The sequence below is a fragment of the Achromobacter sp. 1L-A-4-B-C2 genome (assembly GCF_057291955.1).
Genome location: NZ_JBXAWP010000001.1, coordinates 140,947 through 164,399, shown reverse-complemented (window position 1 = coordinate 164,399; position 23,453 = coordinate 140,947). Strand labels below are relative to the sequence as shown.

The window sequence follows — 23,453 nt, the reverse complement described above, 5'->3', positions numbered from 1 at the left end:
CAGCACTGAAAGCAGGTTGCGCGCTCCGCCGATCCGCCCTCGTGGCGGCGGCGGGGTCTTCAGCGGACCAGCTCGAATTTTGTCGACAGGCTTTGCCCCAACGATTCGTCGTAGCGGTAGCGCAGCTTGATTGGCTTGCCCTGGCGAATCTGGCCGGGCGGCGTGTCCTCCAGCGACACGTCCATTTCGCGGTTTACGAATTCGGTGCAATCCGTATCCGCGCGCGCGCCTTCCGGAATGTCGGCCGCCTTGACCTTGATACGAAACGTGGTTTGAGACAGCGTCGTGCCGTCGGTGCGGCTTTGCCGCATCTGTAGCGCGGGCGTGGTGACTGTGCCGGCCAGGTCGCAGGAAATGCGGGTCCAGGCGTTTGCGTCAGCGGCGGCAACCAGGGCGATTGCCGCCAGGATGCCGCGCAGGGGGAGGGGTGTCATGGCATTGCATGGGGCGGGCGCTGCCGGATGGCACGCCGCGCCGCAGGTCAAGAACGGGAAGCCTATGTTGCGCCCGCGCTTGCGGCGCGGTCAAGCGCCCGATCATGTGGCCCGATTACGTGGCCCGATCAAGCAGCCCGATCCAACAGCCCGATCCAACAGCCCGATCAAGCCGCCGCATCGTCGCGGTCGTCTTCCAGTTTCGCAATGACGGCGGTGGCCAGGCTGTTGCCCACCACATTGGTCGCGGTGCGGCCCATGTCGAAAAACTGGTCGATGCCCATGATCAGCAGCAGGCCCGCTTCCGGCAAATGGAACATCGGCAGGGTGGCGGCCACCACGACCAGCGACGCGCGCGCCACGCCCGCCATGCCCTTGCTGGTCACCATCAGCACCAGCAACAGCGTCAACTGCTGCGCAAAGCTCATCTCAATGTTGTAAGCCTGCGCAATGAACAGGACGGCGAACGACTGATACATCATCGAGCCGTCCAGATTGAACGAATACCCCAGCGGCAGTACAAAGCCCGAAATGCGCTTGGACACGCCGAAGCGTTCCAGTGCTTCGATGGTCTTCGGATAGGCCGATTCGCTGCTGGCCGTGGAAAATGCCAGCAAGGTCGGCTCTTTGATCAGCCCGCCCAGGCGGCGCGTGGACTTGCCCAGGAACAGGTAACCGACGCCAAACAGAATGGCCCACAGCAGCGCCAGGCCCAGGTAGAACTCGCCGATCAACTTGCCGTAGCTGACCAGCACGCCCAGGCCTTCGGTGGTGATGGCGGCGGCCATGGCGGCGAACACGCCCAGCGGCGCAAAGCGCATCACGTAGTCGGTGACGCGGAACATGATCTTGGCCAGCTCGTCGATCATGGTGTAGATCGTGTGGTGGCCCTTGCCGCGTATGAACGACAACGCTGCGCCAAAGAACAGCGAGAACACCAAAATCTGCAAGATCTCGTTGTTGGCCATCGCTTCGGCGATGCTCTTGGGGAACACGTGCGCAATGAAGGCCTTGAGCGTGAAGTCGCCCGTCTTCAGGCCCGAGGTGATGCCCGTGTCCGGAATCGCCAGGTTCATGTGTGCGCCCGGCTGGAAGATATTGACCAGCAGCAGGCCCAGCAGCAAGGACACGGCGGACGCCGCGATGAACCAGACCATGGCGCGCAGGCCAATGCGGCCCACGGCGTTCGCGTCGCTCATGCTGGCCAGGCCCGACACCAGCGTCGCGAAGACCAGCGGCGCGATGATCATCTTGATCATGCGCAGGAAGATGTCCGTGACCAGGCTGAAGTACGACGCAATTTCCGCTGCGTGCTTCGCGTCCTGCGCCGTCTTGTTGCACACGTAGCCCACCACGACGCCCAGCACCATGGCGATGCCGATGTAACGCGTCAGCTTCTTTGTATTCATGATCAAAACGGAAACAAGGGACCCGCCGCATAGCGCCCCGGGGTGGGGGTCGGCCCGCCGGCATGGGGCGGGAAAGGCGGTCCGGTTTGGGGGATGCCAAGGCAAATCCCGGGGTACGGGTTTTCCCTTGGGGCGCGATGTTAACGCCCGCCACCTGACAGTCAGTTGTCATCTTGGGGACATATCCGTAACACCTTTGACGTGACAGAATGGGTCCGCCCGGCCGAACGCATCGGCCATGCGGCGCATTTGAAAAGCCGGCCCCGATGGGGCGATAACAGGAGACAAGGCAATGCCGAAACGCGAACTGTCCGTGCTGGCAACGGGATACACCTACCTAGAGGGCTTGCGATGGCACGAAGACCGCTTGTGGGCGTCGGACTTCTATACCGGGCAGGTCATCGCCGTGGATCTGAAGGGCAATATTGAGCTGATCTGCCGCGTGCCCCAGCAGCCCTCGGGCCTGGGCTGGCTGCCTGATGGCCGCTTGCTGATCTCATCCATGAAAGACCGCAAGGTGTTGCGCCGGGAAGCTGACGCCACGCTAAGCGTGCATGCGGATTTGTCCTCGCTGGCGGGCGGCCCGATCAACGACATGGTGGTGGATGCGCAGGGCCGGGCGTACGTCGGCAACTTCGGTTTCGATTTGATGGCGGGCGAACCCGTCGCGACCACGACGCTGGTGCGCGTCGACACGGACGGCGTTGCGCAGGCTGTGGCCGATGGGCTGTGCTTTCCCAATGGCTCGTTCATCACGCCGGATGGCAACACGTTGATTGTCAACGAGACGTTCGGCAACCGGATCTCGGAATTCGACATCCTGCCCACGGGGGCACTGGGTCCGCGCCGCGACTGGGCCAACTTCGGCCCGTTGCCGGATAGCGACGACCTGTCGGTGCTGATCGCCGCGTCGGCCATCGCGCCGGATGGCGGCGCGCTGGATGCCGAGGGCACGCTGTGGGTGGCGGACGCCATCGGCAAGCGCATCGTGCGGGTGGAGCGGGGCGGCGCCATTCTGGAACAGATCGATACCGGCGAATTCGGCATCTTCGCCGCGGCGCTGGGCGGTCCGGACGGCTGCACGCTGTTCATGGCGGCCGCGCCGGATTTCATCGAGGCAAACCGCCGCGCCAAGCCCGAAGCCCGCATTCTGACGACTCGGGTGGACGTACCGCACGCCGGTCGGCCCTGAGACCGGGGCCGGAGTCGGGCGGGGGCTGGGTGGAGGTTGAAGGCGTAGACCGGTTGTACGCCTTCCGTCCTCGGCTGAATGGACTGGATACCGGCGGTTGCAAGACCTTTCCTGGAAACCCCCGTAAAATCACCCCATTCAGCAAGCCTTCAACCATTTCAATAAACAGTACTTAGGAGGACCACTCATGGCCCTAGTCTCCATGCGCCAGTTGCTCGACCACGCCGCCGAGAACGGCTACGGCATTCCGGCTTTCAACGTCAACAACCTGGAACAGGTCCAGGCCATCATGGAAGCCGCTGCGGAGACCGACAGCCCGGTGATCATGCAAGCCTCGGCCGGCGCGCGCAAGTACGCGGGCGAAGGCTTCCTGAAGCACCTGATCCAGGCCGCGGTTGAGTCCTACCCGCACATCCCCGTCGTGATGCACCAGGATCACGGCCAGTCGCCCAAGGTCTGCCAAGGCGCCATCGACCTGGGCTTCTCCAGCGTGATGATGGACGGTTCGCTGAAAGAAGACGGCAAGACCATTGCCGACTACGACTACAACGTCGAAGTCACCAAGAAGGTGGTGGACGTCGCCCACAAGCTGGGCGTGACGGTTGAAGGCGAACTGGGCTGCCTGGGTTCCCTGGAAACCATGGAAGGCGACAAGGAAGACGGCCACGGCGCCGACGGCAAGCTGACCATGGACCAGCTGCTGACCGACCCGGAACAAGCCGCCGACTTCGTGCGCCGCACCCAGCTGGACGCGCTGGCGATTGCCATCGGCACCAGCCACGGCGCCTACAAGTTCACGCGCAAGCCCACCGGCGACATCCTGTCGATTTCCCGCATCAAGGAAATCCACGCCCGCCTGCCCAACACCCACCTGGTGATGCACGGCAGTTCCAGCGTGCCGCAGGAACTGCTGGCTGAAATCCGCGAATTCGGCGGCAACATGAAGGAAACCTACGGCGTGCCGGTCGAGGAAATCCAGGAAGCCATCAAGTACGGCGTGCGCAAGATCAATATCGACACCGATATCCGTCTGGCCATGACCGGCGCGATCCGCCGCTTCTTTGCCGAGAACCCCGAAAAGTTCGACCCGCGCGAATACCTGAAGCCCGCCCGCGCCGCCGCCAAGGCGATCTGTGTGGCTCGCTACACGGAATTCGGCACCGCCGGCAACGCCAGCAAGATCCGCGCGCTGCCGCTGACGGAAATCGCCGCGCAATACGCGTCGGGCAAGCTGTCGCAAGTGGTGCAATAAGCCTGCCACGCCGCTGCCATCGGGCGGCGACGCGGTGATGCAAAAAGGGGCGGGTCCGTAGTGGACCCGCCCCTTTGTTCTTGGGCGGACGCGTCAACCCGCGGTTCAGGCCGGCGGCGAGTTTTGCGGAAAGTGCGGCATGCTGCGATCGATGTGATGCCAGGACGGCGCCGAACTCGTCCACATCGACACCTTCGCATGAAAGGCTTCCGGATCATCCAGCGAGCCCGCGCGCACCACCTCGTAAGCCATGCCTTCCGAGCCGCCGAACAGCGGCGTGCCACAGGCCGCGCAGAAGCTGCGCATCACCGTGTGGCCCGAATCGCCCTTGTAGCGGTGTTCCTTGGCCTGGCCGCGCAGCATCGTGATCGAGCCGGCGGGAAAGATCAACGCATGGGCCGGCGCGCCGCCGCTGGAATATTGGCAGTCGCGGCAGTGGCAGGTGGCGGCGGTGATGGGTTCGTCGGTGACGGCGTAACGGATCGCGCCGCACTGGCAACCGCCAGTCAGGTGTACCTGCGCGTCGGCGGCGGACGGGCGTTTAAGGGAAGCATCCTGCATACGGCTTTGTCTCCGGGCGTGAGGTCTGCGCCGTGACGCGGCTGGGGCGGTCGGCGCGAATCGTGAGTCGGGAATCAGAGGCTAACCCGGCCCTTGCCGCCCGGCAAGACGGGCATATTTGCAGTAATCTATGCGTCTTGCACAGGCCATGCCGCCTTTTGCGCAAGTTTCGATTTCGTTCTACTTCCCGCCCTGGCGCTCGCCCGTGGCGGGAATCTTCATTTTTGCCATAGGCCATTCCCGTGACTTCTGCTTTGCATCAATCCAGCATCAAGTCCTTGCCGCTGCTGGGCCGCGGTAAGGTGCGCGATATGTACGCGGTGGGCGACGACAAGTTGCTGATCGTCGCGTCGGATCGTATCTCCGCGTTCGACGTGATTCTTGACGACCCCATTCCCGGCAAAGGACAGGTGCTGACCGAGCTGACCGAATTCTGGTTGCAGAAGCTGGCCCACATCCTGCCGAACCACTCCACCGGCGTGAAGCCCGAAGACGTGGTGGCGCCGGACGAAGTTGACCAGGTGCGCGGACGCGCCGTCGTGGTCAAGCGCCTGAAGCCGATTTTGGTGGAGGCCGTTGCACGCGGCTACCTGATCGGCTCCGGCTGGAAAGACTACCAGGCCACCGGCAGCGTCTGCGGCATCCAGTTGCCCGCCGGCCTGCAACAGGCCAGCCAATTGCCCGAACCGATCTTCACGCCCGCCGCCAAGGCCGAATTCGGCATGCACGACGAAAACGTGGACTTCGCGCACGTGGTCAAGGAAGTGGGTCAGGAAATGGCCGAACGCATCCGCGACGTGACCCTCAAGCTGTACGCCGAAGCCGCGCGCTTTGCCGCCACCAAGGGCATCATCATTGCCGATACCAAGTTTGAATTCGGCCTGGACGATAACGGCACGCTGCACTTGATGGACGAAGTGCTGACGCCCGATTCGTCGCGCTTCTGGCCGGCCGACGGCTACCGCGTGGGCATCAGCCCCCCGTCGTTCGACAAGCAGTTCGTGCGCGACTGGCTGGAAACCCAGACCTGGGACAAGACCCCGCCCGCCCCGCGCCTGCCGCAAGAAGTGCTGGAAAAGACCGCCGCCAAGTACCGCGAAGCGCTGGACCGCCTGATTGCCTGATCCCGTCGGGCGCCGTTGACGCCGCCTAGACGAAAACAAACCCGCCGGTGAGTCCACCGAGCGGGTTTTTTCTTTGGGGGGACGCATAAGTTCGCCGCGCGCGCATCCGGGCTTTCGATAACAAATATGTCGGATTGTTACGTTATACTCCTCGGTTGCTTACAGGACGCCGCCGACAGGAGCCCGTCGCATGATCATGATGTTGCCGTTTCTGACTGGCCTGATCGCCGTGTGGTTTGGCGTGCTGGGCCGTCGCCGTCCATGCGTGACCTTCTGGCTGCTGACCTTGCTGATCTTCGCGGCCTGGTGCGTGCATCACATGAATACGCCGCTGGCGTTGTCGCTGTAAAGGCCGGGCGATGATCTTCTCTGGTAATCCGGCGCGTGGCTCGCGTGTCATCAATGGGCTGGCGCTGCTGGGCGTGACCGGCATCCTGGCCATGGCGTTCGCCTGGCAACTCATTTATGACGAACTGCCGTGCCCGCTGTGCCTGCTGCAACGCGTGGCGCTGATTCTGGCCGGCGTGGGGTTCCTGCTGAACCTGCGCCTGGGCCCGTCCCCCATGCATTACGCGATGAGCATCGCGGCGTCGCTGGGCGGCATGGTCGCCTCGGGCCGGCAAGTGCTGCTGCACCTGGCGCCCGGCGATCCCGGCTATGGCTCGCCATTCCTGGGCATGCACTTCTATACCTGGGCGTTCATTGCGTTTGCGGCCATCATCGTCTTCTGCGTGCTGATGCAGACGGCCGACCGCAAATGGGGCGACACCATGCTGAAAAAGCCCGTGTCGGCGCTGGGCATCCTGGTCATGGCCCTGTTTTTTGTCATGACGCTGGCCAACGTCGGCGGCACCACGCTGGAATGCGGTTTTGGCCCGTGCCCGGACAACCCGGACACCTATCTGTGGCTGCCCAAGGCCACCGCGCCATAGCCTGCCGCGCGCGCCGGGTAAAATACCGGGTTTCGCGGACTGGATCCGCGGTCCATTGACATTCCGCGGGCAGGTTTCCGCGGTCTTACCCTCTTTGACACCGGTTATGACAGCCAAGACTTCCGCAGCGGCCAAGGCCTCGCCCGTGGTGGGCGTGATTATGGGATCTTCCAGCGATTGGGAGGTCATGAAGCACGCGGTCAGCATGCTTGAGGATTTCGGCGTGGCCTATGAGGCGCGCGTGATTTCCGCGCACCGCATGCCGCAGGACATGGCCGAATACGGCGCGGCCGCGCATGGCCGTGGCCTGCGCGGCATCATCGCCGGCGCTGGCGGCGCGGCGCACCTGCCGGGCATGATGGCGGCGCTGACCGAAGTGCCGGTGTTTGGCGTGCCGGTGCCGTCCAAATACCTGCGCGGCGAAGATTCTCTGCTGTCCATTGTGCAGATGCCCAAGGGCGTGCCGGTGGCCACGTTCGCCATCGGCGAAGCGGGCGCCGCCAACGCGGCGCTGCACGTGATTGCCACGCTGGCCGGCACCGATGCGGACCTGCATCAGAAGCTGGTGGCGTTCCGCGCCCGCCAGACGCAAGCCGCGCGCGACATGAAGGTTCCGCCCGAGGCGTCGATCGTATGAGCCAATCCACTTCTTTCATGATCGCTCCCGGTGGCTGGTTGGGCTTGTTGGGCGGCGGCCAATTGGGCCGCATGTTCTGCCATGCGGCGCAAAGCCTGGGCTACAAGGTCGCGGTGCTGGACCCGGCCGACGAATGCCCCGCGGGCATGGTGGCCGACCTGCACATCCAGGCCGCCTATGACGACGAAGCCGGGCTGGCCCGTTTGGCCCAGACCTGCCAGGCCGTCACCACCGAATTCGAAAACGTCCCTGCCGACAGCCTGCGTACGCTAGCCACGCGTTGCCGCGTCAGCCCGGCCGCCGACGCCGTCGCCATCGTGCAGGACCGCATCGCCGAAAAGACCTTCATCGCCTCGCAAGGCATCGCCGTGGCGCCGCACGCCGCCATCCGCACCGAAGCAGACCTGCGCGCCGCGCCCGACGCCTTGTTTCCCGGCATCCTGAAAGTGGCGCGCCTGGGCTATGACGGCAAGGGCCAGGCCCGCATCAGCACGCGCGACGAAGCGCTGGCCGCCTTCGCCGAATTTGGCGGCGTGGCCTGCGTGCTGGAAGCGCTGATGCCGCTGGACTACGAAATCTCGGTGGTGCTGGCGCGCGGTTTCGACGGCGCAAGCGTCGTCTTCCCGGTGGCGCGCAACGTGCACCGCGACGGCATCCTGGCGGTGTCCACCGCCGCGCCCGTGCAGTCGGACGCCGCGCATGCCGAACGGCAGGCCCGCGCGACCGAAGCCGCGCAATCCATTGCGCAAGGCCTGGGCTATCACGGCGTGCTGTGCGTGGAATTCTTCGTGCTGAAAGACGGCAGCCTGATCGTCAACGAGATCGCGCCGCGTCCGCACAACAGCGGTCACTACACGATGAACGCCTGCGTCACCAGCCAGTTCGAACAGCAGGCACGTGCCATGGCGGGTTTGCCGCTGGGCAGCACGGCGCTCTTGGCGCCCGCCGTCATGCTGAACATCCTGGGCGACATCTGGTACGAATCGCCCACGGCCACGCAGCAGCGCGAACCCGATTGGGCGGCGGCCCTGGCGGTGCCCACCGCCAAGCTGCACCTGTATGGCAAGCGCGATGCGCGTCGCGCCCGCAAGATGGGTCACATCACCATCGTGGCGCCCACGCTGGAGCAGGCCCGCAGCGATGCCGCGAGCGTGGCTGCCGCGCTGGGCATGCAGGCGCCCGAGTAACGCCCGAGTCACGCCCGAATAACGCCGAGTCACTCCGAGTCACCCGCGACGATCCCGATGTCTTCCTTGCCCCCGCCCGACTCCGCCAGCGACGCGGAAATATCCCACGCCGCGCAACGCCTGCTGGACGGTGAACTGGTCGCCTTTCCGACCGAAACCGTCTACGGCCTGGGCGCGGATGCGCAAAGCCCGCAGGCGGTGGCCAAGATCTACGCGGCCAAGGGCCGGCCGTCGAACCACCCTGTCATCGTGCACATTGCGCCCACGGGCGACGTGGGCTATTGGGCGGCAGACGTCCCGACCGAGGCGCGTCTGCTGATCGACGCGTTCTGGCCCGGCCCGCTGACGCTGATCCTCAAGCGCGCGCCGCACATCGCCGACACCGTCAGCGGCGGGCAGGACAGCATCGGCATCCGCTGCCCGTCGCATCCCGTGGCGCAGGCGCTGCTGGCGGCGTTCGCGGCGGGCAAGCCGAACGGGCAGGGCGGCGTGGCGGCACCATCGGCCAACAAGTTCGGCCAGGTATCGCCCACCCGCGCCGACCACGTGCGCGCCGAATTCCCTGATGAAGTCGCGGCCGGCATGCCGGTGCTGGAAGGCGGCGCATCGGAAGTGGGCATCGAATCCACCATTCTTGACTTGTCGCGCCTGGACCGCGGCGCGGGCCCCGTGCTGCTGCGCCCGGGCCATATCAGCGCCGCGCAGATCGAAGCGGTGCTGGGCGTGCAGGTGTTCGCGCCGGATGCCGCCGCGCCGCGCGCCTCGGGCACGCTGAAGGCGCACTACGCGCCCCGCACCCCCCTTGAGCTGGCATCCGACGACCGCCTGCGCGACGTGGCGCAAGGCCGCAACCTGCCGCCCGGCAAGGTGGTGGTGGTGGCGTATGGCGACAAGCCCGACGCGCTGGATGCGCGTCTGCAATGGCACCCGGTGCCGGCGGACCCGACGCGTTATGCGCAGGCGCTGTATGGCTTGCTGCGGGATCTGGACAAGCAGGGCTATGCGCGCATCGTCGTGCAGGCGCCGCCTGCCACCGACGCCTGGCACGCCGTCAACGATCGCATCGGCCGCGCGGCGGCGGCGTTCACGCTGGATACCACCGACCTGGCTTCGTAGGGACAGGCGCGCGTCACAGAACGGGCTCGAATAGAACGGGCACGCACAGCACGGGCTCGATCAGGAGGGGCTCGATCAGGAGGGGCTCAAACGGATCGGGGCTCGAACAGATCGGGGCTCGAACAGATCGGGGCTTGAACATCGGGCTCAAACAGATCGATGCTCGAACGCCGGGCCGTCGTTCCCTCGCAACGGCGGCCGCCTTGCCCTGGCCGCGCGTTCACCTTCCTACGCCACCAGGAATTCCCCGATTCGTTCCACCGCCTGACGCAGCGGCGGCAGGAACTCGTCCGTCAGCCGCGTCAGCGGCACGCGCGCCGCTTTGACGCTGACATTCACGGCGCCGCACGCCTTGCCGCTGGCCGAGCGCACCGGCACCGAAATCGCGCGCACGTTCAATTCCAATTCCTGGTCGACCACCGCGTAACCCTGCTCGCGAATGCGCGCCAGTTCGGCGCGCAGCGGGGCTTCGGTGGTCAGCGTGAATTCCGTGTAGGGCTGCAACGGCGTGGCGGCAAAGTAGCGGGCCAGCGCCGGCTCGGGCAATTGCGCCAGCAGCACGCGCCCGATCGATGTGCAATATGCCGGCAGGCGGCTGCCCAGCCCCATGGACGTGGCCAGCAGGCGGTTCACTTCCGAACGCGCCAGGTACAGCATTTCGTTGCCTTCCATGATGGCCAGCGCGCAGGTCTCGTTGACCGTGGCGCTTAGCTCTTCCAGCACCGGCTGGGCTAGAGAGACGAACGGCGTGGACGAGAAATACGCGTAGCCCAGGCCCAGGATGCGCGGCGTCAGCACAAACAGCCTGCCGTGCTGTTCCGCGATGCCCAGCAGCACCAGCGTGTGCAGGCAGCGCTGCACCACGGCGCGCGGCAGCCCGGCGCGGCGGCTCAGTTCAGCGGCGGTTTGCGGATGGCGGCGCGTGCCGAATGCGCGGATCACGTGCAGGCCGCGCGCCAGGGTCAGCATGTAGTCCGGGTCGCCACGGAACTGGTCGGGATGCTCGTCTTCGGCCAGCGGCAGCGCGTAGCCGGGTGGGGGCAGGTTGGGCAGCATCAGCCCGCGCGCAGCGGCGCGCCGGTGCGTCCTTGCAGTTCGGTCAGCGTCATGCCGTCGATCATATCTCGAACAACCAAGCCGTCCGGCGTCACGTCGATCACGGCTAAATCCGTGTAGATACGGTCAACCACGCCCGCGCCCGTCAGCGGATAAGTGCAGCGTTCGACGATTTTCGGATCGCCGTTCTTGCTGTTGTGTTCCATCATGATGAACACGCTGCGCGCGCCCACCGCCAGGTCCATCGCGCCACCCACGGCGGGCGCTTCGCCCGGCTTGGCCAGCGACCAGTTGGCCAGGTCGCCGTTGGCCGCGACCTGCATGCCGCCCATGACGCAGATGTCCAGATGGCCGCCACGCATCATCGCGAACGAATCCGCGTGGTGAAAATATGCGCCGCCGGCAAGCAGCGTCACCGGCTGCTTGCCGGCGTTGATCAGGTCCAGGTTGATGGCATCTTCTGAAGGCGGTGGGCCCATGCCCAGGATGCCGTTTTCACTGTGCAGCACGATCTCGCGATCATCGGGCAGGCAAGCGGCCACCAGCACCGGCATGCCGATGCCCAGGTTGACGTAGCTGCCGTCGGGAATATCCAGGGCCAGGCGGCGCGCCATGGCCTCGCGGGTCAGGGGTTGGTACATACGTGGGCCTCAGCTGGAAAAGGCGGCGTTCGCCACCTCGGTGATGCGCTTGACGAAGATGCCGGGCGTGACGATGGCTTCGGGCGGCAGCTCGCCCAGGTCGGCTTTGGCGCGCACCTGCACGATGGTGGTCTTGGCCGCCATGCACATGATCGGGCCGAAGTTGCGCGCGCTCTTGTGATAAGTCAGGTTGCCCCAGCGGTCGCCCTGATCGGCCTTGACTAGCGCAAAGTCGCCATGCAGCGGCGTTTCGAATACGTGACCGCGTCCGTTGATGATGCGCGTTTCCTTGCCTGCCGCCAGTTCGGTGCCGTAGGCAGTGGGCGTAAAGAACCCGCCCAGCCCGGCCCCGGCCGCGCGCAGCCGTTCGGCGATGGTGCCCTGCGGCACGCATTCCAGTTCGATGCCGCCGCGCCGGTACAGGTCATCAAAGACCCAGGAGTGCGAGGCCTTCGGAAACGAGCAGATCACCTTGCGCACGCGGCCCGCCTTGATCAGCGCGGCCAGCCCGGTTTCGCGATTGCCCGCGTTATTGCTGACCACGGTCAGCTCGCGCGCGCCCTGGTCGATCAGCGCGTGGATCAGTTCGGTGGGCATACCCGCGCCGCCGAAGCCGCTGATCAGCACCGTGGCGCCGTCGTGGATATCCGAGACCGCGGCCTCGGGGGTGTCGATGAACTTGTTGATCATGGTGAAGCTCCGATCGGGCGGGCGCCCGGCCATGCCGCCGCCCGCCGCCTTTCAGTTCGCGGTGATGCCGACTTGCTTGATGACCTCGGCGTAGCGGGCCGACTCTTTCTGCATCAGGTCGGCAAATTGCGCGGTCGTGCCGCCCACCGGCATGAAGCCCACGTCCACGAATTTGCGCTTGACCTCGGGGTCCTTGACCACCTCGGCGATCTCGCGCGCCATGCGGTCGATGATCGGCTGAGGCGTGTTGGCCGGCGCCAGCAGGCCCGCCCATGATCCCGTTTCAAAGCCCGGCTGGCCGGCTTCGCCCATGGTCGGAATGGAGGGCTCGTCGGGCCAGCGTTCCTTGCCGGTGAAGGCCAGTGCCTTCAGCCGGTTCTGCTTCACGTACTGCATGGGCACCAGGATGGGGTCAAACACCATCGACACGCGCCCGCCCAGCAGGTCGGTCAAAATCGGCGCGCTGCCCTTGTAGGCGACGTGCGTCATTGCAATCTTGTTCTGCGAGGCGAACATGGCGCCGGTCAGATGCGCGTTCGACCCCGTGCCGCTGGAGGCATACGTCAGCTTGTCGGGGTGCTTGCGGCCATAGTCGACCAGCTCGGCCACCGTCTTGACGGGCACGTCTTCCGCCACGAACAGGAACAGCGGCAGGTCGGCCATCTGCACAACCGGCACCAGGTCGGTGGGCTTGAAGTTCAGCTTGTACAGGTGGAAATTGACCAGGTAAGCGGGAAGCATCGCCAGAAAGGTGTAGCCGTCGGGGTCGGCCTTGGCCGCCATGGCCGAGCCCACGCTGCTGTTCGCGCCGGGCTTGTTTTCCACAATGATGGTCTGGCCCAGGCGCGGCGCCAGCTTTTCCACCACGATGCGGGTGACGATGTCAGTGGAGCCGCCCGGCGTGTAGGGCACGATGATCTTGATGGGCTTGGTGGGCCAGTCATCAGCGGCATGCGCGGGGCCGGCCATCATGCCGACGGCGGCCAGCGCTGCGCACAGCACGGTTTTCAGGGCAAGGCGGCGCGGGGCGGCGGCATTGCGGCGGGGCTGCGAATTGCAAACATGTGCCATGGATTTGTCTCCTCCATGAATCGACCGAATATCGATGCGCGCCGGGTTTTTTATGTGGCGCGCTCGGCGTTTTAGGGCTGGGGCGGCGATGCCGCGTATCGGACATCGACGCAAAAAAAGTATGGCATGCAGGGGCCTGCCATACGGGGCGCAAGGGTTCGATAAAGTTCGGTCATCGGACAAATGCCCGGAATCTATCAAGCTTGTCATCCTTGGGGTTTCCTCTAGGGAAAGCCGCGTTGTTCACGCCGTGGACATGGCGTAATCTGGCGGCCGGCCCTGTAAAGCCGGGCTTGGTTTCAGCCGCCGCCGTCTTACAAGCCGGCACGGACATCACTCTCAGGAGAGGCATCAATGAAGCGGTCAACTTTGTTTGCAGCCGGCGCCCTGGCCCTGGCTTGTGTGTCCCAGGCGGCGCTTGCCGGCCCCACGCTGGATGCGGTCAAGAAAAAGGGATTCGTGCAATGCGGTTTGACCGACGGCGTCTCCGGCTTTTCGGCTACCAACAGCAAGGGTGAATGGGAAGGGATGGACGTGGACATCTGCCGCGCCGTCGCCGCAGCCGTATTCGGGGACCCCACCAAATTCAAGGGCACCGCGCTGTCCACGCAGCAACGCTTCACCGCATTGCAGTCGGGTGAAGTCGACGTGCTGCTGCGCACCGTCACGCTGACGCAAACGCGCGACACCTCGCTGGGGCTGTCCGCCGTGGCCGCCAGCTTCTATGACGGCCAGGGCATTCTGGTCAACAAGAAGCTGGGCGTGAAAAGCGCCAAGGAGCTGAACGGCGCCACGGTCTGCGTGCAACCGGGCACCACCACCGAACTGAACCTGGCCGACTGGTTTCGCGCCAACAAAATCGAATTCAAACCCGTGGTGATCGACAAGGTGACCGAAGTGGTGCGCGCCTTTGAATCCGGCCGCTGCGACGCCTTCACCGACGACGCCTCGCAACTGGCCGCCGTGCGCGCCACGCAGGTGGCCAAGCCGGACGACTACGAAATCCTGCCCGAACGCTTCTCCAAGGAACCGCTGGGGCCGATGGTGCGCCAAGGCGACGAAAACTGGCTGGGCATCGTCCGCTGGACGTTGTTCGCCCTGCTGGAAGCCGAGGAATACGGCATCACGCAAAAGAACGTGGACGAGATGCTCAAGAGCAACAACCCCAACGTGTCCCGCATCCTGGGCGTGACGCCGGGCGCGGGCAAGAACATGGGGCTGGACGAAAAATGGGCCTACAACGCCATCAAGGCAGTGGGCAATTACAGCGAAGTGTTCGAGCGAAACGTCGGCAAGGACAGCAAGCTGGGCCTGCAACGCGGCACGAATGCACTGTGGAGCAACGGTGGCGCCATGTACCCATGGCCGATCCGCTGACGCTGCCACACTGACGAGACGGCCTGCGTATGCAGGCCGTTTTTTATTGGGGCCGGGGTTTGATTTCGGCAGGCGGAATGTAGGTGGAATGGTTCCATGCCCCCAACCGAAAATGGGTCTATCGCGTTTTTGATACGCTACCTATCATGCATATCAGGCGGGCGCGGATGCGCCCGCATCGCCATTGAAAACGACTAGGGAAAATCATGAACGGCGCTGACAGTCTCTGCGATACCTTGCTGGCCAACGATGTGGACGTGTGTTTTGCCAACCCCGGCACGTCTGAAATGCACTTCGTCGCGGCTTTGGATCGCAAGCCCCGGATGCGGTGCGTGCTGGGTCTGTTCGAAGGCGTGGTGACGGGCGCTGCCGACGGTTACGCGCGCATGGCCGACAAGCCGGCCGCCACCTTGCTGCACTTGGGGCCTGGCCTGGGCAACGGGCTGGCCAACCTGCACAACGCCAAGCGCGCGCGTACGCCCATGGTCAATATCGTGGGCGACCACGCCACTTATCACGTGCAATACGACGCGCCGCTGACCAGCGACGTGGAAGGCGTGGCGCGGCCGATGTCGCATTGGGTCAAGCGCACCATGACGGCCGCTGCCGTGTCGGCGGACGCCGCCGAAGCCATTGGCGTGGCGCGGCAGGCGCCCGGCAATATCGCCACGCTGATCCTGCCGGCTGACACTGCCTGGACCGATCTGCCCGACAACGCGCCCGCGCCCGTACAAGTCAAGGATGCCGCGCTGGCCCAGACTTCGGCGGACGCCGTGCGCGCGGCGGCCGCGGCGATCCGTTCGGGCGAAGTGACCGTGCTGATGCTGGGGGGCGCCGCGCTGCGCGAACGCGCACTGAACGCCGCCGGGCGCATCGCCCGCGCGACGGGTGTGCGCCTGATGTCGGAAACGTCCAACCGCCGCATCGAGCGCGGCGGCGCGCGCACCCCGGTCGATCGCTTGCCGTATCCGATTGATCTTGCGGTGGCCAAGTTGAAAGACGTCAAACATCTGGTGCTGGCAGGGGCGAAGGCGCCGGTGGGGTTTTTTGCTTACCCCGGCAAGCCCAGCCTGTTGGCCCCGGCTGACAGCAATCAGGTGGTGCTGGCCTCGGCCGAACAAGACCTGGCCCACGCGCTGGAATGGCTGGCCGACGAACTGGGCATTGCCGCCGATGCACCGCGCCTGGCCACCCCGGCCGCCGCCTATGAGGTGCCGTCCTCGGGCAAGCTGACGGGCGCCGCCGTGAACATCCTGATCGCGCATACCTTGCCCGAGCAGGCCATCGTGTGCGATGAGTCCATCACGCAGGGCCGCGAATTTCCGATCTATAGCGCCAGCAGCGCTCCGCACGATTGGCTGATGCTGACGGGCGGCGCAATCGGTATCGGCCTGCCGCTGGCCACGGGCGCGGCCGTGGCGTGCCCGGACCGCAAGGTCATCACGCTGCAAGCCGACGGCAGCGGCATGTACACCTTGCAGGCGCTGTGGACGCAGGCGCGCGAAAACCTGGACTGCCTGACAGTGATCCTGGCCAACCGTTCCTACGCCACCTTGCACGGCGAGATGAAAAACGTAGGCGTGAAAGAACCGGGCCGCAATGCGCGCCGCATGCTGGACCTGGAAGAACCCTACCTGGACTGGACGCACCTGGCGCGCGGCATGGGCGTGGAGGCGGTCAGCGTGGATACGGTGGAAGGCTTCGCGCGCGCGCTGGCCGACGGCCTCAAGCGCCGTGGCCCCTTCCTGATCGAAGCCATCATCTGAAGTACGGCGGGGCGCGTACGTCTACACGCCCAGATAGCGCGTCAGCTGTTCCGGTTGCCGGGCCAGCGACGCGCTATTGCCGTCTTCGACTATCAGTCCTTTTTCCATCACCAGACACCGGTCGGTGTGTTCGAGCACCGCGCGATAGTTGCGGTCGACGATCAGCGTGGACATGCCGGTCAAGCGGATGTCACGGATGATGCGCCAGATCTCGGCCACGATCAGCGGGGCCAGCCCTTCGGTGGCTTCGTCCAGAATCAGCAGATCGGGGTTGGTCATCAGCGCGCGTCCGATGGCCAGCATCTGCTGTTCGCCTCCTGATAGTTGCTGCCCGCCGTGGCCCAGCCGTTCGCGCAGTCGGGGAAAGGTCTCCAGCACGCGCGCGTAAGTCCAATCGCGCCCGCCGCGCACGCCGGCACGCGCCGCCACTTGCAGGTTTTCGCGTACGTTCAAATTTGGAAATATGCCTCGGCCTTCGGGCACGTAGGCCACGCCCAGTTGTGCAATGGCGTGGGCGGGCGCCCGTGTGCAATCGCGCCCGGCCACGCGCACCTGGCCGCGCGAGCTCTTGACCTGGCCCATCAGGCTGCGAATCAACGTGGTTTTGCCCATGCCGTTGCGGCCGACAAGCCCAACGGATTCGCCGCGCGCGATGTGCATGTCGACACCGCGCAGCACATGGCTGGCGCCGTAGTACACGTGCAAGCCGCCGGCCTCGATCAGCGCGTCGTGGTTTGCGATGGCGTGCATGCGGCGGCTCCTTGTGCGTGGGTGGGCTGGGCGTCTTCACCCAGGTAGGCGGTGCGCACGTCGGCGTTGGCGCGTATGGCCTCGGGCGGGCCGCTGGCGATGGCGGTGCCGTTGACCATTACCGTGATGGTTTCGGCGATACGAAAAACCGCGTCCATGTCGTGTTCGACCAGCAGGATGGCGTGGCCCGTCTTCAATGTTTGCAGCAGGTCCAGGATGCGGTCGGTTTCTTCCGGACCCATGCCGGCAAGGGGCTCGTCCAGCAACAACACCTGCGGCTCGCCCGCCAGGCACATGGCGATTTCCAGCTGACGCTTGCGGCCGTGTGGCAGCAGGCCGGCCGTGCGCGTGGCATCGCCGGCAAGGCCGGTGCGTTCCAGCGCGTGGTGCGCCAGCTCGGCGGTGCGGCGGCAATCGGCGGCTGGGCGCCACCAATGCCAGAAGCGCTGGCGTGCCGCCTGCGCGGTCAGGCGGCAGTTTTCGAACACGCTTAATTCGGGGAATAACGTGGACCGCTGGTAGCTGCGGCCCAGCCCGGCGCGGGCTCGTTGCGGTTGGCGCCAGGCGGTAATGTCCTGTGCGCCCAGCATGACCTGCCCGCTGCTGGGCGCAAGCTCGCCGGACAGGATATTGATCAGCGTGGACTTGCCCGCGCCGTTGGTGCCGATGACGGCGTGCACTTGCCCGCGCGCCAGCGACAGGGACACGCCGTTCACGGCGGTCAGCCCGCCAAAGCGCCGCGTGACGCCCATGGCGGCAAGCAGAAGATCAGACATGAGGTTCCCCTTGGACGGGCAGGCGATCCTGCGGCAGGCGGTCCTGCGGCAGGCGGTCCTGCGGCAGGCGATCCTGCGGCAGGCGATCCTGCGGCAGGCGATCCTGCGGCAGGCGATCCTGCGGCAGGCGATCCTGCGGCAGGCGTCCCTGCGGCAGACGGACTGTGGAGGCGGCAGGCGAACCTGCGGCAGGCGCCCCTGCGGCAGGCGCCCCTGCGGCATGTGCGGCCGCGAGTCGCGCATCGCGGCGTTGTCGCCATTGCGCGGGCAGGCCCGCGATGCCGTTGGGCAGCAAGGCCACCAGCGCGATGATGGCGATGCCCAGCGGCAAGTGCCAATGGCGCGCGTAGTCGCCAAACAAGGCTTGCGACTGGAACAGCTCTTGCATCAGCACCAGCGCCACGGTGCCGATGACCGCCCCGCCCAGGCTGGCCATGCCGCCCAGGATCACCATCAACAGCACCAGCCCCGATTGTTCCCAGGCCAACAGTTCCGGCGTGACAAAACCATCTTTCAGCGCGAACAGAAACCCCGCCAGGCCCGCCAACGTGGCGCCCACGACATACGCCGTCAGCTTGTAGGGATACGTGGAATACCCGGCCGCTCGCATGCGCTGCTCGTTGATGCGGATGCCCGCCAGCGCCGCCCCAAACGGCGAGCGCCGCAGCAGCGCCAGGAAGCCCCAGGTCACGGCCAGGCAGGCGAGTACAAAAAAGTAGAACGTGGTGGCGTTGCCCAGGTCGAACGGCACCCAGCTGCCCAACGCCAATTCGGGCCGGAAATACAGATAGATGCCGTCGCTGCCGCCGCCCACTTTGGTGTCGTGAAAGACGTAGTAAGCCATCTGCGAAAACGCCAGCGTCACCATGATGAAGTACACGCCGCGCGTGCGCAGCGCCAGCGCACCCGTCACCACCGCATAAAGCGCTGCCGCCAGCAGGGCCGCCGGCAGCAGCCACCACAGGCTTGCCGCCTCGGATTCCGGTGACAGCAACGCCGCCACGTAGGCGCCGATGCCGAAGAACGCCGCGTGCCCCAGGCTGACCAAACCGGCTCCGCCCACCAGCAATTGCAGGCTTAGCGCGAAGATGGCGTAGATCATCACCTTGATCGCCAGCCCGGTGTAGTAGTCGCTGCCGCTGAACGCGAAGGCGGCCAGCGCCAGCAGCGTTGCGATGGGAAGTAGTTTCTGCATGGCTAGCCCTGTTTGAACAGCCCTTCGGGCTTGCATAGAAGAATGAACGCCATCAGCAGATACACCAGCACGCCCGCCGCCGACGGAAACAGCACCTGGCCAAAGGTCTCGACAAAGCCCACCAGCATCGCGGCCAAAAAGGCGCCGCGTATGGAACCGATGCCGCCGATCACGACCACGACGAAGCAGATGATCAGCACGCCGTTGCCCATGCCCGGGTACACCGACGACACGGGCGCGGCGATGGTGCCGGCCAACGCGGCCAACGCCACGCCGGCCGCGAAGACCAGCCGGTACAGCTTGTTGACGTCGATACCCAGCGACCCCGTCATCTCGCGGTTGCTGGCGCCGGCGCGCAGCATCATGCCCAGCCGCGTGCGGGAAATCACCCAATACAGCAGCAGCGCTACCGCAATGCCGACGGCAGAAATGAACAGCCGGTAGACCGGATACGTCATCACGCCGCCCAGGGAAATGCTGCCTTGCAGCCACGCCGGCAACGGCACGCCGTGCACGTCGTTGCCCACGAGAATGCTGCGCAGTTCTTCAAAGACCAGGATCAGCCCGTAGGTCATCAGCACCTGCTGCAAGTGGTTGCGGTGGTACAGGTAGCTGAAGAAGGCGGCTTCCAGCACATAGCCCAAAGCACCAGCCAGCACCACGCACACGGCCAGCGTGGTGAGGAAGCCGCCGCCCAGCCAGCGGTCCACCACCGGCCCCAGCGCAAACGCCATGTAGGCGCCGATCATGTAGAAGCTGCCATGGGCCAGGTTGATGATGCCCATGATGCCGAAGATCAGCGTCAGGCCGCTGGCCACCAGGAACAGCAGCAAGCCGTACTGGAATGCGTTCAGGCTTTGAATAAGCAGGATGCTGATGTCCATGGGGCCCTCCTGTGGCCGCGTCGCGTCAGAGCTTGCAGCCTCGGGCCGGGTCGGCCAGCTTCTTCACGGCGACGTCCACCACCTTGTTCTCCAGGCCGTCCACGCGCCGCAGGTAAATGTCCTGCACCGGGTTGCCGGCCGCCGACAAGGTGAACGGGCCGCGCGGGCTGTCCACCGTCGCCCCGCGCATGGCGCTGCGAAAGTCCGCCTTCTTGGCAAAGTCGCCCTTGACGGCCGTCAGGCCCGATTGCATGAGCTGCGCCGCGTCATAGCCCTGGACGGCATAGACGTCGGGCGGGGCGTTGTAGTTCTTGGCGTAGTCGGCGCGGAACGCGTTGTCGCGCGGCGTATTCAGCCCGTCGGCATAGTGCAGCGTGGTCAGCAGGCCTTGTGCGGATGCGCCCTGCGCCTGCAAGGTGCCGTCGGTCAGGAAGCCGGAGCCATACAGCGGAATGGTCTTGTCCAGGCCGGCGGCGTGATAGTCCTGCACGAACTTCACCGCGCCGCCGCCCGCAAAGAAGGTGAACACCATGTCGGGCTTGGTGGCGGCAATCTCGGTCAGGAGCGATTGGAATTCCACGTTGGGAAATGGCAGGCTCAGTTCCTTGACGACCTTGCCGCCCGCTTTTTCAAAGCCTTCCTTGAAGCCGCCGATGGCTTCATCGCCCGCCGCGTATTTCCAGGTGATGGTGACGGCGGTCTTGTGGCCCTTGCCGTAGGCGACGGGGCCCATGGCGTAGGCGGGCTGCCAGTTGGTGAACGACGTGCGGAAGATGCCGGGGCCGCACAGCGGGCCGGTGATGGCGTTGGCGCCCGCGTTGGTCACGATCAGCGTGGTGTCGCTGTCCTTGGCGGCCTTGGCCAGCGCCATCGCAACGCCCGAATGCACCGTGCCGATCAGCACGTCGACCTGGTCGCGCTTGATCAGCCGGTTGGCGTTTTCAGCGGCCTTGGCCGGATTGGATTCATCGTCGACCTTGAAGTACTCGATGTCGCGCCCGCCCAGCTTGCCGCCTTGCTCGGCAACGTACAGCTTGAAGCCGTTTTCGATGGCGTTGCCCAGCGCGGCGTAGGTGCCGCTATAGGGCAGCATGAAGCCCACTTTGAGCTTGTCGGCGGCTTGCGCGCTGGTGGCGGCTAGCGTCAAGGCCGCGGCAATCGCAGCCTGGGTCAGGGCGTGGTTCATGGTTTGTCTCCGTGCTTATCATGGGCTGGCGCAAAGCCGGCCGGGGTTAGTCCGCGCGCCGAGAGTGTCGGCAAGCGGACTTCATAGCGTGGCTTCTTCCAGCTGGCGCAGCCGAAAGCGCTGGATTTTTCCCGTGGCGGTCTTGGGCAGTTCTTCGGTGAAGTCGATCTGGCGCGGGTACTTGAACGGCGCCAGATGCTGCTTCACGTAGTGCTGCAACGCGGCGCCGGTCTGGGCGTCGGGTTCGAAGCCGGGGCGCAGCACGACGTACGCCTTGGTCTTGACCAGGCCGTCGTGGTCGGGCACGCCGATCACCGCGGCTTCCAGCACGGCTTCGTGCTGCACCAGGATGTTCTCGACTTCAACAGGCGACACGTATTGGCCGCTGACCTTGATCATGTCGTCGCTGCGGCCGGCGTAGGTGTAGTAGCCGTCGGCGTCGCAGGTGTATTTGTCGCCGCTTTTCAGCCAGTCGCCCAGGAAGCATTGGCGCGTCTTGTCGCGGTTGTTCCAGTACATCAGCGCGGCGCTGGGGCCTTTGATGTAGAGGTCGCCGATGGCGCCCGGCGCGACCGGCGCGCCGTTGTCGTCACGCAGCTGCACCTCGTATCCCGGCACGGGCTTGCCGGTGGTGCCATAGCGCAGTTGTCCGGTCTGGTTCGAGATGAAGATGTGCAGCATCTCGGTGGAACCGATGCCGTCCAGGATCTCGCAGCCGAAGTGCCGCGTGAAGCGTTCGCCGATGTCGCGCGGCAAGGCTTCGCCGGCCGACGTGCAGACCCGCAGCGCGACCTGATCGCGCGGCGGCAGGTCGGGCGATGCCAGCATGCTGGCGTACAAGGTGGGCACGCCGTAGAACACGGTGGGGCGGTGCCGCGTCAGCCGTTGGAAAACGGCTTGCGGCGTGGGGCGTTCGCCCATCAGGATGACCGTGGCGCCGACCGACAACGGAAAGGTCAAGCCGTTGCCCAGGCCGTAGGCGAAGAACAGCTTGGCGGCGGAAAACACCACATCGTCTTCGCGGATGCCCAGCACGGGCTTGGCATACAGTTCGGCGGTGTGCCACAGGTTGCCGTGCGTGTGCACCACGCCCTTGGGCTTGCCGGTGGAGCCCGACGAATACAGCCAGAAGGCGATTTCATCAGACAGCGTGCGCACGGCGAGGGCGAGCGGGGCGTCGGCCCGCGGGCCGTCGGCCAGCAGGGCGTCAATGTCCTGTGTGGCCACCACATGCTCCACATCTGCCGGCGATTGCGCCAACGCGGCTTGCAGCGTTGGCAGCAACGCATCCGACACGAACACGGCGCGCACGCGGCTGTGCGTCACGATGTAGGCATAGTCATCCGGCGTCAGCAAGGTGTTGACGGCCACCGGCACCACGCCCGCGTGCAGCGCGCCCAGGAACACGACGGGCCAATCGACCGTGTCCTGCATCAGCAGCAGGATGCGTTCTTCGCGGCGCAAGCCCAGCCCGCGCAAGGCGCCGGCCATGCGCGCCACGCGTTCTGCCAGCTGCCCGTAAGTCAGCTGGCGCGTGTCGTCGATGTAGGCGGGCTTGTCGGCGCGTGAGGCGTTCAGCGCCGCCAGATGGCTGGCAAAGTTCAATTCTGCGGGGCAGGTGTTCACGGTTGTCTCCTGATGTCCTGGTGGGGCGCGCCCGGGCTATGTTTTTTTGTCGCCGGGCGGCAAGCGGGGGCTAGCTGCCGGGCCGCGTGAACTCGATGGCGCCGCCGGGCAGCAGGTACAGCACCAGTGCGCGGCCTTGCGTTACGGTGGGGCTGTGCGCGCTGCCGGGGCCGTAGACCAGCCAGCCGGCGCCGTGGCCGTCAAAGCGGGCGTCGGCGGTCAGCGGCATGATCAGGTCGATTTCGCCATTGGGATGGGCGTGGTGCGGGCCGGCCAGGTCATCCATGTCCACGACATCCACCGAGCAGCCGCCCAGGTCGTCGGCCGGCTTGATGACGCGTCCGTAGCGGATGCCGCCGCCTTCGCGGTTGCACATCCAGCCGTCGGCCACGCCTTGCTTACAGGCGGCAAAGATCTGCTGGTACAGCGCGCTGGTGCGGCCGGCCTCGCGGTTCAGCTTCGCCTGCAACCCGGCATCCAGCGGCTCGTCGGCCACCAGCCGCGTGGCCGCTTGCATCAGGGCATGGAATTGATCTGGCGTGCTCACCGGGACTCCTCCTTTACACTGTCGGCGCTTTGGAATGCGGCATG

The 23,453-nt window shown here is 65.6% G+C and carries 24 protein-coding genes and 1 pseudogene; 11 read left to right on the top strand and 14 right to left on the bottom strand.

Translation table 11 applies throughout. The annotated features are described in order from the left end of the window. Window positions 1-59: 59 nt before the first annotated feature. The gene (locus AC0Z35_RS00780; RefSeq protein ID WP_046804404.1) at window positions 60-434 is read right to left on the bottom strand and encodes a hypothetical protein; all 375 of its coding nucleotides are present in this window, start codon (window positions 432-434) and stop codon (window positions 60-62) included. A 167-nt stretch (window positions 435-601) separates the two neighbouring features. Further along, complete coding sequence (locus tag AC0Z35_RS00775) at window positions 602-1,843, bottom strand: dicarboxylate/amino acid:cation symporter (RefSeq protein WP_104144615.1); 1,242 nt, start codon at window positions 1,841-1,843, stop codon at window positions 602-604. A gap of 292 nt (window positions 1,844-2,135) precedes the next feature. Here AC0Z35_RS00775 and AC0Z35_RS00770 point away from each other — a divergent pair, with 292 nt between their 5' ends. Next, entirely contained in the window at window positions 2,136-3,035 is a 900-nt protein-coding gene (locus AC0Z35_RS00770; protein ID WP_485131580.1) for an SMP-30/gluconolactonase/LRE family protein, read from the top strand. Window positions 3,036-3,222: 187 nt separating this feature from the next. Then, complete coding sequence (gene fba / locus AC0Z35_RS00765; protein WP_046804412.1) at window positions 3,223-4,287, top strand: class II fructose-bisphosphate aldolase; 1,065 nt, start codon at window positions 3,223-3,225, stop codon at window positions 4,285-4,287. Window positions 4,288-4,392: 105 nt separating this feature from the next. On the opposite strand, the gene AC0Z35_RS00760 is transcribed toward fba, so the two are convergent. Further along, window positions 4,393-4,848 (bottom strand): GFA family protein, encoded by a 456-nt coding sequence (locus AC0Z35_RS00760; protein ID WP_485131581.1) that lies wholly within the window; start codon window positions 4,846-4,848, stop codon window positions 4,393-4,395. Window positions 4,849-5,090: 242 nt separating this feature from the next. Here AC0Z35_RS00760 and AC0Z35_RS00755 point away from each other — a divergent pair, with 242 nt between their 5' ends. The 6 genes from AC0Z35_RS00755 to AC0Z35_RS00730 all read left to right on the top strand — a co-directional run bounded on the left by AC0Z35_RS00755 (window position 5,091) and on the right by AC0Z35_RS00730 (window position 9,844). Further along, window positions 5,091-5,972, top strand: coding sequence for a phosphoribosylaminoimidazolesuccinocarboxamide synthase (locus tag AC0Z35_RS00755; protein ID WP_046804414.1), 882 nt, complete (start codon window positions 5,091-5,093; stop codon window positions 5,970-5,972). A 190-nt stretch (window positions 5,973-6,162) separates the two neighbouring features. Continuing rightward, the gene (locus tag AC0Z35_RS00750; protein ID WP_046804415.1) at window positions 6,163-6,321 is read left to right on the top strand and encodes a DUF5993 family protein; all 159 of its coding nucleotides are present in this window, start codon (window positions 6,163-6,165) and stop codon (window positions 6,319-6,321) included. A 10-nt stretch (window positions 6,322-6,331) separates the two neighbouring features. Next, complete coding sequence (locus AC0Z35_RS00745) at window positions 6,332-6,904, top strand: disulfide bond formation protein B (protein ID WP_314359861.1); 573 nt, start codon at window positions 6,332-6,334, stop codon at window positions 6,902-6,904. Between the two features lie 106 nt (window positions 6,905-7,010). Beyond that, window positions 7,011-7,541 (top strand): 5-(carboxyamino)imidazole ribonucleotide mutase, encoded by a 531-nt coding sequence (gene purE / locus AC0Z35_RS00740; protein WP_046804417.1) that lies wholly within the window; start codon window positions 7,011-7,013, stop codon window positions 7,539-7,541. Beyond that, window positions 7,538-8,728 carry a 5-(carboxyamino)imidazole ribonucleotide synthase gene (locus AC0Z35_RS00735; RefSeq protein ID WP_314359863.1) on the top strand — a complete coding sequence of 397 codons (1,191 nt, stop codon included), beginning with the start codon at window positions 7,538-7,540 and terminating at the stop codon, window positions 8,726-8,728. The genes purE and AC0Z35_RS00735 overlap by 4 nt, the downstream gene beginning before the upstream one ends. 57 nt (window positions 8,729-8,785) lie before the next feature. After that, complete coding sequence (locus AC0Z35_RS00730) at window positions 8,786-9,844, top strand: L-threonylcarbamoyladenylate synthase (RefSeq protein ID WP_485131582.1); 1,059 nt, start codon at window positions 8,786-8,788, stop codon at window positions 9,842-9,844. A 228-nt stretch (window positions 9,845-10,072) separates the two neighbouring features. Here AC0Z35_RS00730 and AC0Z35_RS00725 read toward each other — a convergent pair whose 3' ends face one another. Genes AC0Z35_RS00725 through AC0Z35_RS00710 form a run of 4 tightly spaced genes read right to left on the bottom strand, consistent with a single transcriptional unit; the run spans window position 10,073 to window position 13,302 of the window. Beyond that, entirely contained in the window at window positions 10,073-10,900 is an 828-nt protein-coding gene (locus AC0Z35_RS00725; protein ID WP_046804420.1) for an IclR family transcriptional regulator domain-containing protein, read from the bottom strand. After that, window positions 10,900-11,541, bottom strand: coding sequence for a 3-oxoacid CoA-transferase subunit B (locus tag AC0Z35_RS00720; protein WP_046804421.1), 642 nt, complete (start codon window positions 11,539-11,541; stop codon window positions 10,900-10,902). Before AC0Z35_RS00720 ends, AC0Z35_RS00725 begins: the two co-directional genes overlap by 1 nt. 9 nt (window positions 11,542-11,550) lie before the next feature. Next, complete coding sequence (locus tag AC0Z35_RS00715; protein ID WP_104144613.1) at window positions 11,551-12,231, bottom strand: 3-oxoacid CoA-transferase subunit A; 681 nt, start codon at window positions 12,229-12,231, stop codon at window positions 11,551-11,553. A gap of 51 nt (window positions 12,232-12,282) precedes the next feature. Next, the gene (locus AC0Z35_RS00710; protein ID WP_485131583.1) at window positions 12,283-13,302 is read right to left on the bottom strand and encodes a Bug family tripartite tricarboxylate transporter substrate binding protein; all 1,020 of its coding nucleotides are present in this window, start codon (window positions 13,300-13,302) and stop codon (window positions 12,283-12,285) included. Between the two features lie 354 nt (window positions 13,303-13,656). Between AC0Z35_RS00710 and AC0Z35_RS00705 the strand changes: the two genes are divergently transcribed. Both AC0Z35_RS00705 and AC0Z35_RS00700 read left to right on the top strand, forming a co-directional pair. Further along, entirely contained in the window at window positions 13,657-14,679 is a 1,023-nt protein-coding gene (locus tag AC0Z35_RS00705) for an amino acid ABC transporter substrate-binding protein (protein ID WP_104144572.1), read from the top strand. 206 nt (window positions 14,680-14,885) lie between these two features. Further along, the gene (locus AC0Z35_RS00700; protein ID WP_046804428.1) at window positions 14,886-16,445 is read left to right on the top strand and encodes an acetolactate synthase large subunit; all 1,560 of its coding nucleotides are present in this window, start codon (window positions 14,886-14,888) and stop codon (window positions 16,443-16,445) included. Between the two features lie 21 nt (window positions 16,446-16,466). Here the strand turns inward: AC0Z35_RS00700 and AC0Z35_RS00695 are convergent, their stop codons facing one another. Together AC0Z35_RS00695 and AC0Z35_RS00690 are read right to left on the bottom strand one after the other, a co-directional pair. Beyond that, complete coding sequence (locus tag AC0Z35_RS00695) at window positions 16,467-17,195, bottom strand: ABC transporter ATP-binding protein (protein WP_485131584.1); 729 nt, start codon at window positions 17,193-17,195, stop codon at window positions 16,467-16,469. After that, complete coding sequence (locus AC0Z35_RS00690) at window positions 17,165-17,947, bottom strand: ABC transporter ATP-binding protein (protein ID WP_485131666.1); 783 nt, start codon at window positions 17,945-17,947, stop codon at window positions 17,165-17,167. The genes AC0Z35_RS00695 and AC0Z35_RS00690 overlap by 31 nt, the downstream gene beginning before the upstream one ends. On the opposite strand from AC0Z35_RS00690, the pseudogene AC0Z35_RS00685 reads away from it, so the two are divergent. Continuing rightward, window positions 17,862-18,041 (top strand): annotated as a pseudogene (locus AC0Z35_RS00685) (hypothetical protein); the annotation flags it as partial. The gene AC0Z35_RS00690 and the pseudogene AC0Z35_RS00685 overlap by 86 nt on opposite strands. Here AC0Z35_RS00685 and AC0Z35_RS00680 read toward each other — a convergent pair. The 5 genes from AC0Z35_RS00680 to AC0Z35_RS00660 all read right to left on the bottom strand — a co-directional run bounded on the left by AC0Z35_RS00680 (window position 17,964) and on the right by AC0Z35_RS00660 (window position 23,409). Beyond that, window positions 17,964-19,166: a branched-chain amino acid ABC transporter permease gene (locus tag AC0Z35_RS00680; RefSeq protein WP_485131585.1), complete on the bottom strand. Its 1,203-nt coding sequence runs from the start codon at window positions 19,164-19,166 to the stop codon at window positions 17,964-17,966. The pseudogene AC0Z35_RS00685 and the gene AC0Z35_RS00680 overlap by 78 nt on opposite strands. Before the next feature lie 2 nt (window positions 19,167-19,168). Next, a complete protein-coding gene (locus tag AC0Z35_RS00675) occupies window positions 19,169-20,050 on the bottom strand; it encodes a branched-chain amino acid ABC transporter permease (protein ID WP_104144568.1) in 882 nt (293 codons plus the stop codon). 25 nt (window positions 20,051-20,075) lie between these two features. Continuing rightward, window positions 20,076-21,236: an ABC transporter substrate-binding protein gene (locus tag AC0Z35_RS00670; RefSeq protein ID WP_046804433.1), complete on the bottom strand. Its 1,161-nt coding sequence runs from the start codon at window positions 21,234-21,236 to the stop codon at window positions 20,076-20,078. Window positions 21,237-21,317: 81 nt separating this feature from the next. Further along, a complete protein-coding gene (locus tag AC0Z35_RS00665) occupies window positions 21,318-22,862 on the bottom strand; it encodes a benzoate-CoA ligase family protein (RefSeq protein ID WP_485131586.1) in 1,545 nt (514 codons plus the stop codon). Between the two features lie 70 nt (window positions 22,863-22,932). Further along, entirely contained in the window at window positions 22,933-23,409 is a 477-nt protein-coding gene (locus AC0Z35_RS00660) for a DUF4863 family protein (RefSeq protein WP_485131587.1), read from the bottom strand. Window positions 23,410-23,453 lie beyond the last annotated feature (44 nt).

Excerpts from the sequence above, each read along its gene's own strand:
- AC0Z35_RS00745 (WP_314359861.1), top strand. The coding sequence starts at position 6,332 with ATGATCTTCTCTGGTAATCCGGCGCGTGGCTCGCGTGTCATCAATGGG.
- purE (WP_046804417.1), top strand. The coding sequence starts at position 7,011 with ATGACAGCCAAGACTTCCGCAGCGGCCAAGGCCTCGCCCGTGGTGGGC.
- AC0Z35_RS00775 (WP_104144615.1), bottom strand. The coding sequence starts at position 1,843 with ATGAATACAAAGAAGCTGACGCGTTACATCGGCATCGCCATGGTGCTG.
- AC0Z35_RS00710 (WP_485131583.1), bottom strand. The coding sequence starts at position 13,302 with ATGGCACATGTTTGCAATTCGCAGCCCCGCCGCAATGCCGCCGCCCCG.
- AC0Z35_RS00690 (WP_485131666.1), bottom strand. The coding sequence starts at position 17,947 with ATGGGCGTCACGCGGCGCTTTGGCGGGCTGACCGCCGTGAACGGCGTG.
- AC0Z35_RS00720 (WP_046804421.1), bottom strand. The coding sequence starts at position 11,541 with ATGTACCAACCCCTGACCCGCGAGGCCATGGCGCGCCGCCTGGCCCTG.
- AC0Z35_RS00715 (WP_104144613.1), bottom strand. The coding sequence starts at position 12,231 with ATGATCAACAAGTTCATCGACACCCCCGAGGCCGCGGTCTCGGATATC.
- AC0Z35_RS00770 (WP_485131580.1), top strand. The coding sequence starts at position 2,136 with ATGCCGAAACGCGAACTGTCCGTGCTGGCAACGGGATACACCTACCTA.
- AC0Z35_RS00760 (WP_485131581.1), bottom strand. The coding sequence starts at position 4,848 with ATGCAGGATGCTTCCCTTAAACGCCCGTCCGCCGCCGACGCGCAGGTA.
- AC0Z35_RS00670 (WP_046804433.1), bottom strand. The coding sequence starts at position 21,236 with ATGAACCACGCCCTGACCCAGGCTGCGATTGCCGCGGCCTTGACGCTA.
- AC0Z35_RS00700 (WP_046804428.1), top strand. The coding sequence starts at position 14,886 with ATGAACGGCGCTGACAGTCTCTGCGATACCTTGCTGGCCAACGATGTG.
- AC0Z35_RS00725 (WP_046804420.1), bottom strand. The coding sequence starts at position 10,900 with ATGCTGCCCAACCTGCCCCCACCCGGCTACGCGCTGCCGCTGGCCGAA.
- AC0Z35_RS00780 (WP_046804404.1), bottom strand. The coding sequence starts at position 434 with ATGACACCCCTCCCCCTGCGCGGCATCCTGGCGGCAATCGCCCTGGTT.
- AC0Z35_RS00680 (WP_485131585.1), bottom strand. The coding sequence starts at position 19,166 with ATGCAGAAACTACTTCCCATCGCAACGCTGCTGGCGCTGGCCGCCTTC.
- AC0Z35_RS00705 (WP_104144572.1), top strand. The coding sequence starts at position 13,657 with ATGAAGCGGTCAACTTTGTTTGCAGCCGGCGCCCTGGCCCTGGCTTGT.
- AC0Z35_RS00730 (WP_485131582.1), top strand. The coding sequence starts at position 8,786 with ATGTCTTCCTTGCCCCCGCCCGACTCCGCCAGCGACGCGGAAATATCC.
- AC0Z35_RS00735 (WP_314359863.1), top strand. The coding sequence starts at position 7,538 with ATGAGCCAATCCACTTCTTTCATGATCGCTCCCGGTGGCTGGTTGGGC.
- AC0Z35_RS00675 (WP_104144568.1), bottom strand. The coding sequence starts at position 20,050 with ATGGACATCAGCATCCTGCTTATTCAAAGCCTGAACGCATTCCAGTAC.
- AC0Z35_RS00695 (WP_485131584.1), bottom strand. The coding sequence starts at position 17,195 with ATGCACGCCATCGCAAACCACGACGCGCTGATCGAGGCCGGCGGCTTG.
- fba (WP_046804412.1), top strand. The coding sequence starts at position 3,223 with ATGGCCCTAGTCTCCATGCGCCAGTTGCTCGACCACGCCGCCGAGAAC.
- AC0Z35_RS00750 (WP_046804415.1), top strand. The coding sequence starts at position 6,163 with ATGATCATGATGTTGCCGTTTCTGACTGGCCTGATCGCCGTGTGGTTT.